The organism is Roseateles agri, assembly GCF_034043675.1.
GTDB lineage: Bacteria > Pseudomonadota > Gammaproteobacteria > Burkholderiales > Burkholderiaceae_C > KK5.
In genome coordinates this window covers 48,978-66,280 of sequence record NZ_JAXCLA010000004.1, presented here as the reverse complement: position 1 = coordinate 66,280, position 17,303 = coordinate 48,978, and the positions used below count along the sequence as shown (strand labels likewise).

Here is a 17,303-nt window from a genome sequence, read left to right as displayed (position 1 = left end):
GCCGGCGTGGACTTCGCTTCCTTCCTGATCCAGTGCCTCAACGCGCTGCAGTACGGGCTGCTGCTGTTCCTCGTCGCCTCGGGGCTGACGCTGATCTTCGGGATCATGGGCGTCATCAACCTGGCGCACGGCAGCTTCTACATGATCGGCGCCTACATGGCCTACGCGCTGGCGCCGATCGTGGAGAGCACCTTCGGCGGCGGCTTCTTCTCGACGCTGGTGGTGGGCATCGTGCTCTCGGTGCTGCTGGGCTACCTGCTCGAATGGGCCTTCTTCAGCTTCCTCTATGAGCGCGAGCACCTGCAGCAGGTGCTGATGACCTATGGGCTGATCCTGGTCTTCGAGGAAATGCGCAGCATCCTGGTCGGCGACGAGGTTCACGGTGTGGCGGTGCCGCCGCTGCTGGCCGGCAGCCTGCCGCTGGGCGAGCTGATGAGCTATCCGGTCTACCGGCTCTTCGTCAGCGGTGTCTGCCTGCTGCTCGCGGCCGGCATGTACCTGGTGCTGACGCGCACGCGGCTGGGCATGATGATCCGCGCCGGCGCGAGCAATCGCGAGATGGTGCAGAGCCTGGGCATCGACATCAAGTTCCTGTACCGGCTCGTGTTCGCCGCCGGTGTCGCGATCGCAGTGCTGGCCGGCATGGTGGCGGCGCCGGTGTCCTCGGTCTATCCGGGCATGGGCAACACGGTGCTGATCGTCTGCTTCGTCGTCGTCGTGATCGGCGGCATCGGCTCGATCCGCGGCGCGCTGCTGGCGGCGCTCTTGATCGGCATCGTCGACACCTTCGGCAAGGTGCTGCTGCCTTCGGCGGCCGGCGTGCTGGTGTATGTGCTGATGGCGCTGATCCTGCTGTGGCGGCCCGACGGACTTTTCAAGGTCGCTTGATGTTTTCCAGACTCGTATTCGTCGGACTTGTTTTCGCTGGCCTCGCCCTGTGGCCGTTGGTCGCCGGTGCCTATGGGCTGGATCTGGTCATCAAGATCATGATCGCAGCCATCTTCGCGCTGAGCCTGGAGCTGCTGGTAGGCGCGACGGGCCTCGTCTGCTTCGGGCAGGCGGCCTTCTTCGGCATCGGCGCCTACGCGGCGGCGCTGCTGATGGCACGCTTCGATGGCGCGGCGCTGTGGTGGCTGCTGCCCGCCGCGGTGCTCTGTGCCGGCCTGTATGCGCTGCTGGTGGGTGCGCTGTCGCTGCGCACCAAGGGTGTCTACTTCATCATGGTGACCTTGGCCTTCGCGCAGATGGCCTACTACGTCGTCCACGACACGCCGCTGGGCGGGGGTACCGATGGCATCTACCTGCCGGGCGTACCCGTCGCACCGTTGGACCTCGGCAAGCCGTTGGCCTTCTACGGGCTGACGCTCGCCAGCCTCGTGCTGGTGTTCGGTGTCCTGGGCCTGCTGCTGCGCTCGCCCTTCGGCCGCGCGCTGGCCGGCATCAAGGCCAACGAGCAGCGGATGCGCGCCACTGGCTTCAGCACCTACCCGTACAAGCTCGCAGCCTTCGCGGTCTCGGGCGCCATCGCCGGTCTGGCGGGCTTCCTGTTCGCGGTGAAGGACGGTTTCGTCAACCCGGAGCTGCTGGCCTGGCACCAGAGCGGCTCGGTGCTGATCATGATCATCCTCGGTGGCCTCGGCCACCTGCGCGGCGCGCTGATCGGCGCCTTCGCGCTGGCCTTGCTGGAGGAGTTCTTCAAGTCCGAGGCGGTGTGGGGCGGCTTCGCGAAGCACTGGCACCTGGGGCTGGGCCTGACGATCATCCTCAGCGCAGCTCTGCTGCCCAAAGGCCTCGTTGGCATCCCTCAGCTGTGGCGTCATCGACTGGAGGCGCGCCGTGACTGATGTGCTCTTGAAGTGCGAGCGGCTGACGCGCCGCTGGGGCGGCATCGTCGCCGTCAACGAGGTGAGCCTGGCGCTGGCGAGCGGCGAGGTGCACGCGGTGATCGGCACCAACGGCGCGGGCAAGTCCACGCTGATCAATCTGCTGTCGGGCGAGATCGCACCTTCCTCGGGTGCGGTGGAACTGCTGGGGCAGGACATCTCCGCCTGGTCGCAGCCGCGGCGCGCCCGCGCGGGCCTGGGCCGTAGCTACCAGCGCAACACGATCTACCCGGGCTTCAGCGTGTTCGAGAACTGCCGTCTCGCCGCCCAGGCCCGCCGCCCGCGCGCCTGGCGCTGGTGGCAGAGCGCGCTGGCCTGCGAGGAGACGAACGAGGCCGCCCGCGCCGCCGCGCAGCGCGCCGGCCTCGCCGAGCTGCTGGACCGCAGCGCCGGCCTGCTGAGCCATGGCCAGAAGCGGCAGTTGGAAATCGCGATGTGCCTGGCCACCGCGCCGCGCGTGCTGCTGCTGGACGAGCCGTTGGCCGGCATGGGCGCCGAGGAGACCGAACGCATGCTCGCGCTGCTGGCCGAGTTGAAGGCGGGCCAGGCGATGCTGCTGGTCGAGCACGACATGGACGCCGTGTTCCGCATCGCCGACCGGATCACCGTGATGGTCAACGGCGCGGTGATCGCGTCCGACGCGCCCGAAGGTATCCGCGCGAATGCCGACGTGCAGGCCGCCTACCTGGGAGGGCACTGAGCGATGGATGCAATCCTCCATGCGCAGGACGTCCACGCCTGGTACGGCAGCAGCCATGTGCTGCATGGCGTGGACTTCGCCATCGGCCGCGGCGAGACCGTCGGCCTGCTGGGCCGCAACGGCATGGGCAAGAGCACCTTGATCCGCACCTTGCTGGGCCACGTGCCGCAGCGCGACGGCCGCGTCACCTTGTTCGGTCGCGACGTGTCGCGCGCGCGCCCGCACGAGATCGCGCGTCGCGGCGTCGCCTTCGTGCCCGAAGGCCGCGGCGTGTTCCCCAACCTCAGCGTGCGTGAGAACCTGCTGATGGCCGCCCGCAAGGGGCTCGATGGCCGCGCCGACTGGACCTATGAGCGTGTGCTGCAGACCTTTCCTCGCCTGCAGGAGCGCCTTGGCAACCTCGGCGCGCAACTGTCGGGCGGAGAGCAGCAGATGCTGTCCATCGGCCGCGCGCTGATGACGCACCCGGAATTGATCATCCTCGACGAAGCGACCGAAGGCCTCGCGCCGCTGATCGTCGCCGAGATCTGGAAGGTGATCGGCGAGATCCGCGCCAGCGGCATCGCCACCTTGATCGTCGATCGCGACTACCGCCGCGTGCTGGCCGGTGCCGACCGAGCGGTGGTGATCCAGAAGGGTCGCGTGGCGATGGCCGGCAAGGCGGCCGAGCTGGCGGCCGATCCCGCGCTGGCGGGCTACTTGGGGATCTGAACGGGCGACTCTGCTGGCTCTACTGGCTCTACCGGCTCTGCAGGCGGTGCCGCCAAGGCCTTGCGCCGGCGCTTGACCTCGTACATCAGCGCATCCGCGTCCCGCAGCGCCTCGCCCGGGTCCAGCACGCCCGCGCGCACGGCCATCGCGCCGACGCTGGCGCCGGGGTAGTCCAGTTCGAGCCCCGGTTCCAGCATGTAGCGCCCGACCGTGGCCTGCGACACGCGACGCTCGAAGGCCTGCGTGGCCTCGGCCAGCTTGCCGTCCAGCGCCGGGCCGAGGCCGGCCACGACGAATTCGTCGCCGCCCAGCCGCGCCGCCATGTCGCCGCCGCGCAGCGAGTCGCGCAGCCGCTGCGCGACCTGGATCAGGAAGGCATCGCCGATCTCGTGGCTGTGGTTGTCGTTGATCGCCTTGAAGCCGTCCAGGTCCGCGTAGGCGACCAGCACGGCGACCTGCTGGCGGCGGCCTTGTGAAAGCAGCCGGCCCAGTTGCTCCAGCAGCGCGCGGCGGTTCGGCAGGCCGGTGAGCGTATCGGTCAGCGCGGCCCGGGCCAGGAACTCGTTGGCCCTCATCAACTGGTCGACCAGGCGCTCGCGCTCCACGTACTGGCCGATCAGCTTGCCGAACAGGGCCAGCGCGCGTTCGGCGTGCGGGTCCATCATGTGACGGTGCGGGCTGGCGGCGCAAAGCGTGCCGTAGATCTCGCCGCTGTCGCCCACGCGCACCGGCGTGCTGACGTAGGTGCTGATACCCAGGGCCTTGGCGGCTTCGGAGTCGCCCCAGTCCTTGGCGACATCGTTGTTGAAGGGCTTGCCCTCGTCCAGCGCACGCTTGCACAGCGTGTCGGCCCAGGGAACGGTGAGGCCCTCGGGGATGGCGAAGTCGCTCGCGGTGTTGCGGGCGTAGAGGATGTGCTGCTCGCCCTTGCCCAGGTCGATCGTCGTCAGGTAGGCGGATTCCATGCCGGTGACGGTCTCGAGCATCTCGAGCAGCGGACGGGCCAGTTCCTCAAGGGACCGGGCATGGGTGACGGAATGGGCGAGGTCGTCAAGCAGCGTGTTGTCCGGCATGGCGTGTCGAGGCAGGAAAGTCAATCCCTGGATCTTGTTCGTCTTGTCCGGACCATTGTGCTTCAGTTCCCCGGCCTGTGAGCCGGGGAACGTAACGAGGGCTTTCAGCCGCGGCGACGACGCGACACCGCCAGCAGACCCAGCCCGCCCATCAGCATCATGCCCAGCGTGCCGGACTCGGGCACGGCGGAAACATTCAGCGCCTGGTCCAGGTGGATCTTCAGGAACTCGGTGTTGTCGGAGCCGAGGTCGCGGCCACCGGTGCCGGGGTAGTTGTTGTCGTTGACGACGAGGATGGTGTTGGCATCCAGCACCAGCACGTTCTCGATCGTGACGAAGGGGAAGGTGAAGGTGCTGCTGCCGTCGCGGTTCAGGTCGTTCGGGTCGGCGATGTTCATCAGGTCGGCGACCTCATGCTTGCCGACGTAGCCGTTGGCATCCGTCTCGTTCAGGTCGATCCGGAAGACCTTCTTGAACGGCGTGCCCGAGGTGCCCGTGCCGCCATTGCGCTCCAGCACCAGGAACTCGTGGTCGTTGATCGCCGTCATGTCACCGATGTTGGTGCCGTCGGCGTCGAGCTTGTAGAACCACTGCTGGTCCGTGTAGGACTCGGTATCCACGTTGAAGGAGTTGATGCGCAGGCTCTTGGCCGGGTCGCCGGCCACCGAGCCTTCGAGCAGGGTGAAGAGCCGGTCGCCGGCGGCGTTCATCGCCATGCCTTCGAAGCCGTTGGAGGAGTTCAGGGTCGGCGAGCCGCCTCCCAGGTAGGGGTTCTGCGGCGACTTCACGCCGGTCAGCGAGATCTCGCTGCGCAGCACCTTGCCGGTGGCGTCGGTCTTCACCAGGAAGGGGCCGAACTCGTCGCCGAACCACATATTGCCGTTCTTGTCCTTGCGCATCGATTCGACGTCGAGGTCGGCGCCGGTGAGCAGGCGGTTCGCGCGGATCGACGAGTCGACGAGCGGGTTGGCGGCGTTGTTGTAGTAGTGGGTGTAGTCGGCTTGGATCGTGAAGCCCAGCTTGTGATTCGGGTCGGACAGAGAGATGTTGCTCTGCGCGCTGAAGCCCGGCAGCGCGGCGCCGCTCAGGTAGTCGTTGGCACGCACGGTGCCGCTGCCGCCGGTGGCGGTGCGGAAGTCCGGCGTCAGCGCGTAGACGCGCAGCAGCGCATCGGCCGAATTGGCCTGCGTGCCGAAGCCGTTGTCGGTCATGAAGCGATAGCTACCGGCCACCGGACCCTGCAGCACGCCCGAGAAGCCCTGCACCGGCTGCAGGCCGACGAGGGGCAGCGGATTGCCGCCGGCGCCGTTGGCGAACTGGCCGCTGGTGGGGCCGGGCGAGAAGGTGTTGGCGGGCATCAGCGCCCAGCCTTCCAGCGAGGCCTGGGCTGCGGCCGGGCCGGCGGCCAGTGCGAAGGCGAGGGCGGAAAGCACGGGCAGTGCGGCGGCGGCCAGATTCTTGGTCTTCATCGTTGAACTCCTGTTGTGCCTGGATGTGGCCGGCCGATTCTTCGGAGTGCTGATGAAGTGTTCGTGAATGTGCCTATGGTTCTTTTATTGCCACCGTGTTGCCAATTCGTTTGCTTTACGTGCAATGGGGCGCTGCGCCGCACCGCCGTTGTCGCTTCGGGATCGCGATGGCGACGCGCATCGACCGTTCCCGACTACCCGAACCGTTTGTTGCAAAGTGTGAACCCACTCTTCAGGGTAGGTGACGGCGAGGAGCTACCCCGCGAGGATGACTACCAAGCTGTCATCGGTGGTCTTGCGACCATCCACGCTGAGCGCAATTGGTAAGAACAAAAAAAGAAAAGGCCCGGCAATCGCTTGCCAGGCCTTCAAAAGCTCTAGGAGCTCCTGCTCAGGGAGGAAAAGCAGGGAAGCCGGACCGTCAAGCCCTGCTTCACTTGTGATTCTAGGGATGGCATCCCGCGCCCGCCATCGCTTTTTTGATGTCGCGCGGGAGCGACAGCGCGCGCGTTCACGCGTAATTGCGCCTCAGGTAGACGACAGGTACTTCGTGTAGCGCCTTGTAGAACGGCGTCATCGCATGGTGGTCGCAGCACAGCATCAGGCTGTTGGCTGACAGCTGCCGCGCCAGTTCGCCCAGCGCGGCGTACTCGGCCCCCTGGCTCAGCAGGAAGGCGAGGTGGTCGTCCGCCCGCGGGCCGATCCAGCGTTCGTACAGCGGGCGCCGCGCCTCCAGGATCGCGGCCCAGTCGATGGGCCTTGCCGCTTCCGCCTCGCCACGGCTGATCGCGCCGAGCCGCTCGCGCATGGCCGCGTGAAGCTGCTTCCAGCCCGTCAACCCACCGGCCAGCTCGCTGAGGAACAGCGTGCGCGCGGGCAACCCGCCCGTGCGGGCCTCGATACGGCGGCCACCCTCGGCCATCCGGGCCAGGAAGGTGGCGGCGTCCGCGCCCACCTGGCGCAGCGTCGCATCCGAGAGCACCTCGAAGTCCGCCTGCCCGATCACGAAATGCGCCTCGACACCGTGCCGCGCGAAGAGGGCCGCGAAGCGCGGCAGATCCTCCAGCAGCCGTTCCGCCACCAGGCCGGGCTCGCTGCCGATGCCGCTGAAGGTGTAGCGCCAGGGTTGCTCGGGGTTGCCGGTCGGCTCGTACGCATAGTCCGGGCAGACGGGACATAGCAGGTGGACCGGCTCGCCGGCCAGGCCGCGGGCCAGCACACGGGCGAAGTCGCGCGTCGCCTCGCCCTTGCGCGAGACGACGTGCGCGTCCTCGAACAGGGTCTGCAGTTCATCGGCAACGCCCGGCGGCAATGCCTCCAGCTCCGGCGGCTGCCGCGGGCCCAGGCTCAGCTCGCTGGCGGGCAGGTCTTGCAGCAGCAGGGCCGCCAGTGACGGATCCACGCCGGCGAACTGCGGCAGCTGCAGCGTCTGATCCGCCTCGTCCCAGCCGATGTCCGGGTAGCGGGCGCGCAGCGCCAGGTAGAAGGGCAGGTTGCGCGGCGCATTGGGCACGCGCGCCGCCTGGCCGCGGAAGCGCTCGTAGATGTGGCGCAGCTGGGCCACCGCCTGCGCGTCCGGCTGCACGCGCTCCCGGCGGTGGCGGCCGCCGGGCAGGCCGATTGAGCGGCGCAGCAGCGCCTGGCTGACGTCGCTGGGGATCAGCCGGTAGCGCTCGATGACCTCGCGCGCCCGCCCGGTCGCACGCGAGGGCAGGTGCGGATGCTGCGCTTGCAAGGGCAATGACGATGCGAACTCCATGGATCACTCCATCAAGGCGGGGACCGAGGCGCCGACCGGCACGTCGATCCGCGCGCCGAAGCGGTAGGGTTGCTGCAGCAGGCCGAAGCGGCGCAACTCCTCGTCCGGTGGCGGCCTCAGGCTCCACTGCTGCGAGGTGCCCCAGCCGCACAGCGCCCGCAGCGAGGCGGCGTGCTCGGCCGTCTTCAGCGCGGCGATCGCCGGGTCGATCACCGGCACGCCGACGATGTCCTGCACCGTCTCGTGGAAGCCCGATTCCAGGGTGCAGCCGAGCACGACGACCTCGGCCTGGTCGTCTTCCACCGCCCGCTTGGCGGCCTCGATGATGCGGCGCTCAGTTTCGCGCGGCTGCGCCACCATGTCCGGCACGCCCAGGTCCAGCGAGCGGAACGAGGCGAGCTGGCCGTCGAAGCCGTAGCGGCGGATCGTGCGGTGCATCTGGTCCTGCCAGGTGCGGCGGCCGATGACGACCGAGTAGCGGTTGCCCAGGCGCAGCGCCGTCTCGATCGCCGCCTGGCAGGGGCCGATCACCGGCATGCCGCGGGCCGCCTGGCGTGCTTCATCGAGGCCGGGATCGTAGAAGCAGCCCAGTGCCAGCGCGTCGTAGCCTTCCAGCGCGGCCTGGCGCGCGGCCAGCATCACGTCGCGCACGATCAGCGCCTCGTAGACGCGGTACTCCAGGTGGTCCATCGCACCGACCGACGGGTCCAGCGAGGCCACGGTGACGAGGTTGCGCGGGTCCTTGCAGCGGCGCGCGAGGGCCGCGAAGGTGGCGTCGTAGGCGGGCACGCCCACCGCGTTCAGGTACATGATCTTCAGCATGGTTCTGCTCCTTTTCGCGATCACGGGCGGATCACCTGCGGACCGCCCCGCTTGTTGAACATCCAGGTCGTGCCGGGTGCCACGCGGTAGCGGCCCGGCGCGCCGCTGACCTGGAAGCGGTAGACCGCGCACACGTGGTCCAGCAGGATCGAGCCGACCAGCAGCAGGCCGTCGTAGCCGGCCAGCGGGTTCAGGTTGGCCGTCGTGCGGCCGCGGCCCTGGCCGGCCTCGATCTCGGTGACGTACTGGTCGGCGCCGAGCACCAGGCGGGCAGGGCGGCCGTCGTCACGGTGTCGGCCGATGTCCAGTTCCAGCAGCGGATAGCGCCCGGTGCGGCCGCGCTGCAGCTCGAGCTGGTGCATTGCCTGCATCAGCAGCACCGGGTCGCCCTTGAAGTGCGAGGAGCCGGTGTCGTGGCAGAAGAGCTGCCCCCGCGCCACCTCCACCGGGCCGACCTTCCAGCTGCGCAGCGGCGTCGTCCAGATGTAGTCCAGCCCGGTCGCATAGGGAACGAAGGGCAGTTCGATGGCGCTGTCCTCGTCCACCGCCTGCATGTCGTAGCCGCCGAATTCGACGACGCCGGTGCCGCTGGCCGGGTCCATCAGGAAGGAGACCATGGCCCGCTCCGGCGTCAGCACGCCGGCGTTCAGCAAGGTCTCGACGATGTGGGTCGAATGCGGGTCGGGAGACAGACCGTTCGGCACGCCCAGGCCACCGTCCCAGTTCAGCTCGCAGAACTGCGTGCCGTCGTAGTGGGTCGTGCAATAGAAGCCGGCCCGCTGAGGCGGCAGCGTGCCGAGGCTCAGGAAATCGCTGCCGCGCGTGGCCAGCATCTCGCCCCAGTGGCCGAAGTCGATGCGCAGCGGCTCGCCCGCGCCGGCCACGAAGCTCGAGCTCGCGGCCGGGTCGAAGCGCCGGCGCTGCGGCATCGTGCAGGCCCGGGTGTCGCAGGCCGTGGACGTCAGCCAGTTGAAGCGGGCGCCGGTGTCCACGTTCAGCTTCAGGATCGGCGCGGCCGGGCCGTTGCCGACCCGGACCGGCGAATACCAGGGGCTGGCCCCGTTGTCCTGGAAAGGGCCCTTGAAGGCGGGTAAGCGCAGCCCCGGCCGCAGCAGGGTGCGCTGCGGCAGTTCGTCAACAATCATGTGATCCTCGCTGGGTGTTTCGGTGGCCGGACGGCGCGTGCGATGCGCGCCCCGTGGCGTCAAAACTTAGAGCGAGTGCCAGGGCCTGGCAAACGGTTTGACGGGCAGGTGAGGCCCGCGGCGCGGACTACCCCGGGGTGATCCGGAAAGCCTCCATGCGCCAGGACACCGCTGCCTGCCGCTGCTCGTAGGCCAGCGCCCGTGCTTGGCAAACGACCAGGCCCGCCGTGCCGGCGTCGCGGTCCACCCACCCGACCAGGCACAGGCTGCCCCCATCCGGTGCGGCCGCCGTCAAGGCCAGGCCCTGCGGGCCGGCAAAGCCCTGCACCGCCCCGCGCTGCTCCGCGGGCGAGGCCAGGGTGCCGACGCAGCGGCCATCGGCATCGACCAGCAGATCCAGCAGCCGCAGCGGCGAGCGCGGATCGTGATTCACCAGCCGCAGGCGCTGCAGATCCAGCGTGCGGCCTCCCCGGGGCAGGGCAAGACCCGGCACGGCGGGTAGGGCCTCGGGGCCGGCCAGCGGGCGCAAGGTCAGCATCTGCGGTTCGTGGCCGGCGCGGCTGTGCATCAGCCGCAACACCGGCAAGCCGCCCGGCGCGTCCAGGAACAGCACGCCAGCCATCGCGGCGGGCTGGCCGTCACTCTGGACGGCGCCGGCAAAGGCGGCGCTGGCACCGGCGCTCGCCGGCGCGCAGCCCTGCATCGGGCGGCCCGAGCAGGCGCCGCTGAAGCCGCCGCCCGGGCTGCGGGCGCGCAGCAGCAGGTCCAGCTCGACCGTGCCGTCGCCCCATCTGCCGCTGAGCCTGTCGTCCATCGCTCGCAGTGTGGCGCGGGGCGGGCGGGGGCAGGGTGGTGGCACCGGGTGGTCACCTGCGGACAAGGGGCTGCCCTACCCATTCGGGTAGGTCACTTGGTACTTGCCACCCCCCTAATAAAAAGGATGGCTGGCATCATCAACATATGCCTGAAAAGCGCTCGCAATCGAACGCCTGGATGTGGGTCGGCAAGCTGACGCCCCCGCAGATGAAACTGGACACGGTCCAGCGCGACGGGCTGCTCAAGCGCCTGGTACAGACGCAGCACGTGCCCCTGTCGCTGATCATCTCGCCGGCCGGTTTCGGCAAGACGACGCTGCTGGCTCAGCTCCACGCCCTCTACCAACGCGCCGGCGGACCGGCCGCGGGCGCCACCACGCAGGCGGCCTGGCTGACCCTGGACGAAGGTGATCGCGACGAGGGCAGCTTCCTCGCCTACGTGTTGCTCGCGATCGAGCGCGCCGGCATCGACCTCGGGCCGCTGGTCCGCCGGGCGCACGAGCAGACGCTCGAGGCCGACCCGATGCGCACCGTCTCGGCGCTGCTGCAGGCCGTGCAGCGGGCGCAGCGCCGCGTCACCCTGATGCTGGACGACTACCACCGCGCCACCAGTCCCGGTGTCGACGAGATCGTGCGCATGCTGCTGGAGCGCGGCACGCCCTGGCTGCGCATCGTCATCGCCTCCCGTGCACGGCCGAACTGGGCACTGGCCACGATGAAGGCCTGCGGGCTGCTGCACGAGGTGCATCCGAGCGAGCTGGTGCTGTCGCTGAGCGAGACGACGACGATGCTGGGCGGTGGCGTCGACTCCTTCGAGGCCTCGATCATCCATTCGCGCACCGAAGGCTGGGCGGTGGCGATCCAGCTTGCCCGCTTGTGGGTGTCCGAGGGGCCGGGCTCCTCGCACGGGCTGCAGGCCTTTTCCGGCCGCGTCACCGAGGTGGCCGACTACCTCACCGAGCAGGTCATCGCCAAGCTGCCGGAGGACTGCCGGCAGTTCCTCGTCGAGACCTCGATGTTCGAGCGCTTCAACGCCGAGCTGGCCGACGTGGCGCGCGGCCGCACCGACAGCGCCGAGATCCTCGCGCGGCTGTCAGGCATCGATTCGCTGCTGGTGCCGCTGGACGCCGCCCGCACCTGGTTCCGCTACCACCAGCTCTTCGCCGATTTCCTGCGCCCGCGCCTCAGCAAGCCGCGCGCCCGGGAGATCCACCGCGCCGCCGCACCCTGGCTGGCGGAGCAGGAAGACTGGTCGCTGGCCGTGGCCCATGCGCTTCTGGCCGGCGATGTGCGGCTGGCGGTCAGCTTCATCGAGAAGGCCGGCGGCTGGAAGCTGGTGCTGCACATGGGCATCCAGTACACGCGCCGGCTGCTGGAGCGCTTCGACGACCTGGCGCGGCGCAGCGAGCCGCAGCTGCTGCTGATCCAGGCCTATCTGCATGCCAAGCACGGCGACGAGCTGCTCGCCTTCGAGATGCTGCGGCTGGCCAAGGCCGGGCTGGAACGCGAGCCCTCGGCCTCGGCCGAGCACGACATGGTCGTCATCGAAGCGCTGGTGCACAGCTACTTTGATCACCTGGAGGTATCCAAGAGCTGGCCGCGCACCGGCGAGGCGGCCAACCGCTACCTGCCGGACGACCCGCTGGGCCAGGCCACCCTGCTGTGCGTCAGCGCCGTGTCGGCGGTGGCGCTGGGCCACATGGCCGAGGCGATCGAGGCCGCCCGCGCGGCGCGCACGCGGATGCGCCTGGTGCGCAGCCCGCTGGGCGAGAACTTCTGCCTGCTGCACGAGAGCCAGGCGCTCAGCGTGATGGGCCGCCTGGAGCAGGGCCGGATGATGGTGGATGAGGCGGTCTCGCTGGCCGAGGCCAACTTCGGCACCGACAGTTCGATGAAGGCCCTGGTCGGCTGCTTCAAGGCGCAGCAGCTGTTCTGGGAAGGCCGCTGGTCCGAAGCGCAACCGCTGATCCAGTCGGTGCAGGACTCGCTGCTGCGCGTGGACGGCTGGCTGGACGTGTTCGCGGTGATGGCCGAGGTGGCCTGGCGCATCGCCGTGCGCAACGATGGCTGCGCCCAGGCGATGAGCATCCTGGACGAGACCGCGCTGCTGGCCCGCCGCCGCAACATGCCCCGGCTGGAGCGGATGGCGATGGTCTGGCGCATCGACCTGCTCGCGCAGAGCGGCATGGCGGCCCAGGCGCGCAAGGAGGCGGCGAACGCCGGGCTCGACAAGGACCTGACGAACGAACTCGCCGCCGAGCAGCCCGACTGGCGCTTCCTCGAAGCCGCCTCGCTGGCCCTGGCCCGCATGCACTTGGCGGGCGGTGCGCCGTCGGTGGGTCAGGCGCGGCTGAAACGGGCCGCGAAGATCCTGCAGGGCATGGGCCTGGAGCTGCCCGCCTGGCGCGTGAACCTGATGAGCCTGCTGCTGGACCAGCGCACCCGCGGCCACGGCGCCGGTGAGGGCGATGCTGAATCGGCGCTGACGCCGATCCTGGAGCACGGCCTGCACGGCTTCCTGATGGAGCTGGGCCAGCAGGTGGTGCCGGTCGTTCAGCAATTGGCCGGGCCGCTGTCCGCGCAGCTGCAGTCGGCGCTGCAGAAGGTCAACAACAGCGGCAGCAGCGCGCAGGCGCGCCCGCAGCGCCGCGCGCAGTGCAGCGCCAAGGAAATGGAAGTGCTGAACCTGCTGGTGGCCGGCCAGCCGAACAAGCTGATCGCGCGCACCATGGGCATCTCGGCCGACACGGTCAAGTTCCACCTGAAGCAGATCTATCGCAAGCTGGGCGTCGACAACCGCAGTGCGGCCGTGACCGTGGCGATCCGTCAGGGCTTGGTGACGGCCGAGGCCATTCCGGTTGGCGCGCAGGAATGAGCAGTAGCGAGGACAAGGAGGCCAGCCTCGGCAGCCTGGGCCTGGCGACGATCTGGTTCGGCGGCATGGTCAGCGTGCCGTCGCTGTTCATCGGCAGCACGCTCATTGCCGGGCTGCCGTTCAAGGAGGTGATCCTGGCCGGCCTGATCGGCTTCTCGATCGTGGCCGTGTTCATGAGCCTGGAGAGCGTGGCGGCCGTCGAGCAGCGGATGAACACGGTGGAGCTCGCCTCCAGCGCCTTCGGCCGCGGCGGGGCCAACGTGGTGCTGGGCATTGCGCTGGGGCTGTCCCTGCTGGGCTGGTTCGGCGTGCAGTCGGCGGTGGCGGGTGCCTCGTTCGCGCGGATCATGCAGATGTACTTCGCGCTGCCGGCGCCGGTGTGGCTGTGTTCGCTGCTGCTGGGCCTCTTGATGATGCTGACGGCGGTGTTCGGCTTCCGGCATGTGAAGTGGCTGAACTTCATCGGCGTGCCCTGCAAGATCGCGCTGCTGGCCTATGCGATGGTCGTGGCCTTCCAGAGCCACAGCTGGGAGCTGATCGCGAACTATCAGCCCGAGCCGGCGCGCCGCATCGACTTCCTGGCCGCCGTGGGCATGTGCATCGGTTTCTTCTCGGTCGGCGGCGTCGTGTCACCGGACTACGCGCGGCACGCCCGCACCCGCACCGATGCCGTGGTCGGCTCCGTGCTGGGCCTGATCCCCTCGGCCCTGGGCATGGCGGCCTGCGGCGCGGTGCTGGCCATCGTGCAGCAGACCTACGACATCGTGGAGATCTACGCGCGCATGGGCATGCCGGGTCTGGCGCTGTCGGTGCTGATCGTCGCCGCGTGGACCACCAACGTGATGAACGCCTACTCGTCCGGCCTGGCGCTGAACGGCCTGCTGCACTGGCCGCCGGCGCGGCGACGCCTGGCAACGCTGTTGGCCGGCGTGCTCGGCTCGGTGCTGGCGGCCAGCGGCATCCTCGACCATTTCACCAATTTCCTGATGCTGCTGACGGCCACCGTGCCGCCGGTGGCCGGCGTGATCGTCTGCGACTACTGGCTGGCCGGCTCCTACCGGCCCGTGGGCGGCAGCAACGGAAGCGGCAGCGAGTGGAAGCGCAACGGCATCGTCGCCTGGGCCTGCGGCCTCGCCACGATGATGCTGGTGGAGCACCCGATCCACTCGGTGCTCGGCATCGTCGTGGCGGCGGCCGTCTACTACCTGCTAGCGCGCGAACGCCGCGATCTGAGCCGCGGGCAGCGCGCCTGAGCGCCGGTCCACCTCCGCGCCGCGGTTCAGCTTCACCAATGTCGGGATGCTGCGCACCTGGAAGCGCTGCGCGGTGCACGGGTTGGCGTCGCTGTCTACCTTGACGAAGAGCGCGCGGCCCTTCAGCTCGGCGGCGGCGCGCTCGAACTGGGGCGCCATCATCCGGCAGGGCCCGCACCAGGCCGCCCAGAAGTCGACGATGACCGGCAGCTCCGTATGGCGGGTCACCTCGTCGAAGTTCGCGTCGCTGAGTTCGACCGGCTCGCCGGGTAGCAGCGCATGGCCGCAGCGGCCGCACACCGGGTCTTCGGCGAGGCGCGCCTTCGGCACACGATTCTTTGCCAGGCAGTGCCGGCAGGCGATGAAGGTCTTGTCGTCGGATTCCATCTGCACAGTCTGCCAGCGTCACGCGATTGCGGGGTGCAGGGCGCCGTGGATGGGCAACCGGCGTGCCGCCGGATTCATAATGGTCCGGCAGGAAGACAAGAAGGCAGGGAGCGGGCCCGAATAAGAAGAGGACACCGATGCCGCTCGGTAATTCATCGATCGTGATTCCCGGCCCCAGGCCGCGGCGTCGCCTTCTGCTGGCGATGCTGTTGACGAATCTCGCGGTTGCGACGCTGCTGGCCGGGCTAGTCTGGCTGGTCGCCGAAACGAGCCACGGCGCCTACATGCGCCAAGCCCGCGACAACGCCGAGGACCTGGCCGCGATCGCCCAGGCCAACGTGGCCTCGGAGCTGCGGCGGGTCGAATCCCTGATGCACGCTGCGACCGACGAACTCGAAGCACTGCACGCCCGAGGCCGGCTCGACGACGCCGAGATCGCCCGCGTGCTGGACGCACGCCGCCGCCTGCTGCCCGGGGCCGAAGGCCTGCGCATGGCCGATGCCAAGGGCCTGGTGCGCTGGGGCAATGGCCTGCGGGCGGGCGCGCCGGTCGATGTGTCGGACCGCTCGTACTTCATCCAGGCGCGGACCCAGAGCGACGACAGCATGGCCGCGGCCGGGCCGTTCCGGTCGCGCGTGTCGGGCCACTGGGTCATCGGGCTGGCCCAGCCGATGCGGCTCGGCGGCCAGTTCTCCGGCCTGCTCTACGCGAGCGTGCAGACCGACTACTTCCGTCAGCTGTTCGCCACCTACGACGTCGAGGGCCAGGATGTCGTCACCCTGCGCATGGGCGACATGCAGTTGATCGCCCGCCATTCCCCGGGCAGCAGCGCGCAGCCGGATATCGGCAGCACGCTGACCTCGCAGACGCTGAAGGACGAGCTGGCCCGCAACCGCGAGCGCGGCACCGTCGTGTCGAAGACCGCCTTCGACAACGTCGAGCGGACGACCGCCTACCGGGCCGTCGATGGCTGGCCGCTGATCGTCTTCGCCGGGCTGGACAACGAACGCTACTTCGCTCCCTGGCGCGCGCAGGTCCGGCAGGTGGCGCTGCTCGCCTTGTTCGCCTGGCTGCTGTTCGCCAGCGCCACCGTGGCCGTCTACCGCGCAGCGCGGCGCGAGAACCGCAGCCTGCGCGCCCTGAGCGCCGAGGCGCAGCGCATGCAATCGCTGCTGCGCGTGGCCGGCGACGGCATCCACGTGATGGACAGCGGCGGGCGGCTGATCGGCATGAGCGACTCGTTCGCGGCGATGCTGGGCGCCACGCGCGAAGAACTGCTCGGCCGCCACATCAGCTCCTGGGACGCCCACCAGGACGAGACCAAGGTCAACGCCTGGCTGGCCCGCCTCAAGGACGGCGACCGGCAGCGCGTCGAGGTCTGCCACCGGCATAGCGACGGGCACCTGATCGACGTGGAGCTGCAGATCAGCGTCGCCCAGATCGGCCGGGAGCTGATCATCTACGCGTCGGCCCGCGACATCACCGAGCGCAAGCGCCTGCTCGCCTCGCTGGAGGCCTCGTCGGCGCGGGTCGAGCGCCTGATGCAGGAGCAATCGGCCATGCTGGACAACGACATCGTCGGCATGGTCAAGATCAAGGACCGGCACGCGACCTGGCACAACCGGGCGCTGGCAAGCCTCTTCGGCTACGAAGCGCGGGAGCTCGAGGGTGCGCCCACCCGCTTGCTGTACCCCGACGACGCCTCCTACGAGCGGGTCGGCAGCGAGGGCTATCCGCTGCTCAACGACGGCCGGCACTACCGCACCCAGCTGCAGATGCGCCACAAGAACGGCCACCTGCTGTGGATCGACCTCAGCGGCGTGCGCCTCGATGGCGATGTGACCTTGTGGACCATGGCCGACATCGGCGCGGTCAAAGACGCGCAGGCCCGCGCCGAGCACATCGCCTTCCACGACGCGCTCACCGGCCTGCCAAACCGCCTGCTGCTGGCCGACCGGCTGCGGCAGGCGCTCGCGACGCAGAGCCGCACCAACACGCGGCTCGCCGTCTGCTACCTGGACCTGGACGGATTCAAGCGCGTCAATGACGAATGCGGCCACGACGCCGGTGACGCGCTATTGGCCGAGATCGGCCGCCGCCTCGCCCGCGCGCTGCGCCGCGACGACACGGCGGCCCGGGTCGGCGGCGACGAGTTCGTCGTGCTGCTGACCCTGCTCGATCCTGCAGAGGACACCGAATGGCGCGCCGTCGTCGAGCGCCTGATCGACAGCCTTCAGCAGCCGATCACGCTGCCCGGCGGCAAGGAGGTGCAGGTGGGTGCCAGCGTCGGCGTCGCGCTCGCGCCGCAGCACGGGACGGATCGCACGGTCCTGCTGGCCCTGGCTGACCAGGCGATGCTCAAGGCGAAGCGGGCAGGCAAGGGGCGTATGGAGACGGCTTCACCCGGCTGA

General features: G+C 69.3%; 14 protein-coding genes. 7 read left to right on the top strand and 7 right to left on the bottom strand.

Features of this window, described 5'->3' with window-relative positions:
- The first annotated feature begins 6 nt into the window (after positions 1 to 6).
- From SNE35_RS12335 to SNE35_RS12320, 4 genes are read left to right on the top strand one after another with little or no spacing between them, the layout of a single operon-like run.
- Positions 7 to 888, top strand: a complete 882-nt coding sequence (locus SNE35_RS12335) for a branched-chain amino acid ABC transporter permease (protein WP_320423212.1) — start codon at positions 7 to 9, stop codon at positions 886 to 888.
- Complete coding sequence (locus SNE35_RS12330) at positions 888 to 1,844, top strand: branched-chain amino acid ABC transporter permease (protein WP_320423211.1); 957 nt, start codon at positions 888 to 890, stop codon at positions 1,842 to 1,844. The genes SNE35_RS12335 and SNE35_RS12330 overlap by 1 nt, the downstream gene beginning before the upstream one ends.
- Positions 1,837 to 2,583: an ABC transporter ATP-binding protein gene (locus SNE35_RS12325; RefSeq protein WP_320423210.1), complete on the top strand. Its 747-nt coding sequence runs from the start codon at positions 1,837 to 1,839 to the stop codon at positions 2,581 to 2,583. The genes SNE35_RS12330 and SNE35_RS12325 overlap by 8 nt, the downstream gene beginning before the upstream one ends.
- Positions 2,584 to 2,586: 3 nt before the next feature.
- Positions 2,587 to 3,294 (top strand): ABC transporter ATP-binding protein, encoded by a 708-nt coding sequence (locus tag SNE35_RS12320; protein ID WP_320423209.1) that lies wholly within the window; start codon positions 2,587 to 2,589, stop codon positions 3,292 to 3,294.
- Here SNE35_RS12320 and SNE35_RS12315 read toward each other — a convergent pair.
- The 6 genes from SNE35_RS12315 to SNE35_RS12290 form a co-directional block, all read right to left on the bottom strand.
- Positions 3,279 to 4,367, bottom strand: coding sequence for a sensor domain-containing diguanylate cyclase (locus SNE35_RS12315; RefSeq protein ID WP_320423208.1), 1,089 nt, complete (start codon positions 4,365 to 4,367; stop codon positions 3,279 to 3,281). The genes SNE35_RS12320 and SNE35_RS12315 overlap by 16 nt on opposite strands.
- 104 nt (positions 4,368 to 4,471) lie before the next feature.
- Positions 4,472 to 5,836, bottom strand: a complete 1,365-nt coding sequence (locus tag SNE35_RS12310; RefSeq protein WP_320423207.1) for an esterase-like activity of phytase family protein — start codon at positions 5,834 to 5,836, stop codon at positions 4,472 to 4,474.
- 511 nt (positions 5,837 to 6,347) lie between these two features.
- Positions 6,348 to 7,595 (bottom strand): hypothetical protein, encoded by a 1,248-nt coding sequence (locus SNE35_RS12305; RefSeq protein ID WP_320423206.1) that lies wholly within the window; start codon positions 7,593 to 7,595, stop codon positions 6,348 to 6,350.
- A gap of 3 nt (positions 7,596 to 7,598) precedes the next feature.
- On the bottom strand, positions 7,599 to 8,417 hold the full coding sequence (locus SNE35_RS12300) for an aspartate/glutamate racemase family protein (RefSeq protein ID WP_320423205.1): 819 nt from the start codon (positions 8,415 to 8,417) through the stop codon (positions 7,599 to 7,601).
- Between the two features lie 20 nt (positions 8,418 to 8,437).
- A complete protein-coding gene (locus SNE35_RS12295; RefSeq protein ID WP_320423204.1) occupies positions 8,438 to 9,562 on the bottom strand; it encodes a pepsin-like aspartyl protease in 1,125 nt (374 codons plus the stop codon).
- Positions 9,563 to 9,689: 127 nt separating this feature from the next.
- Entirely contained in the window at positions 9,690 to 10,376 is a 687-nt protein-coding gene (locus SNE35_RS12290; RefSeq protein ID WP_320423203.1) for a hypothetical protein, read from the bottom strand.
- Positions 10,377 to 10,522: 146 nt separating this feature from the next.
- Between SNE35_RS12290 and SNE35_RS12285 the strand changes: the two genes are divergently transcribed.
- Together SNE35_RS12285 and SNE35_RS12280 are read left to right on the top strand one after the other, a co-directional pair.
- Entirely contained in the window at positions 10,523 to 13,252 is a 2,730-nt protein-coding gene (locus tag SNE35_RS12285) for a winged helix-turn-helix domain-containing protein (RefSeq protein WP_320423202.1), read from the top strand.
- On the top strand, positions 13,249 to 14,505 hold the full coding sequence (locus SNE35_RS12280; RefSeq protein ID WP_320423201.1) for a cytosine permease: 1,257 nt from the start codon (positions 13,249 to 13,251) through the stop codon (positions 14,503 to 14,505). The genes SNE35_RS12285 and SNE35_RS12280 overlap by 4 nt, the downstream gene beginning before the upstream one ends.
- Here SNE35_RS12280 and trxC read toward each other — a convergent pair.
- Positions 14,461 to 14,892 carry a thioredoxin TrxC gene (trxC, locus tag SNE35_RS12275; protein WP_320423200.1) on the bottom strand — a complete coding sequence of 144 codons (432 nt, stop codon included), beginning with the start codon at positions 14,890 to 14,892 and terminating at the stop codon, positions 14,461 to 14,463. The two genes, SNE35_RS12280 and trxC, sit on opposite strands and share 45 nt — an antisense overlap.
- A 203-nt stretch (positions 14,893 to 15,095) precedes the next feature.
- Here trxC and SNE35_RS12270 point away from each other — a divergent pair, with 203 nt between their 5' ends.
- Positions 15,096 to 17,303 carry a bifunctional diguanylate cyclase/phosphodiesterase gene (locus SNE35_RS12270; RefSeq protein WP_320423199.1) on the top strand — a complete coding sequence of 736 codons (2,208 nt, stop codon included), beginning with the start codon at positions 15,096 to 15,098 and terminating at the stop codon, positions 17,301 to 17,303.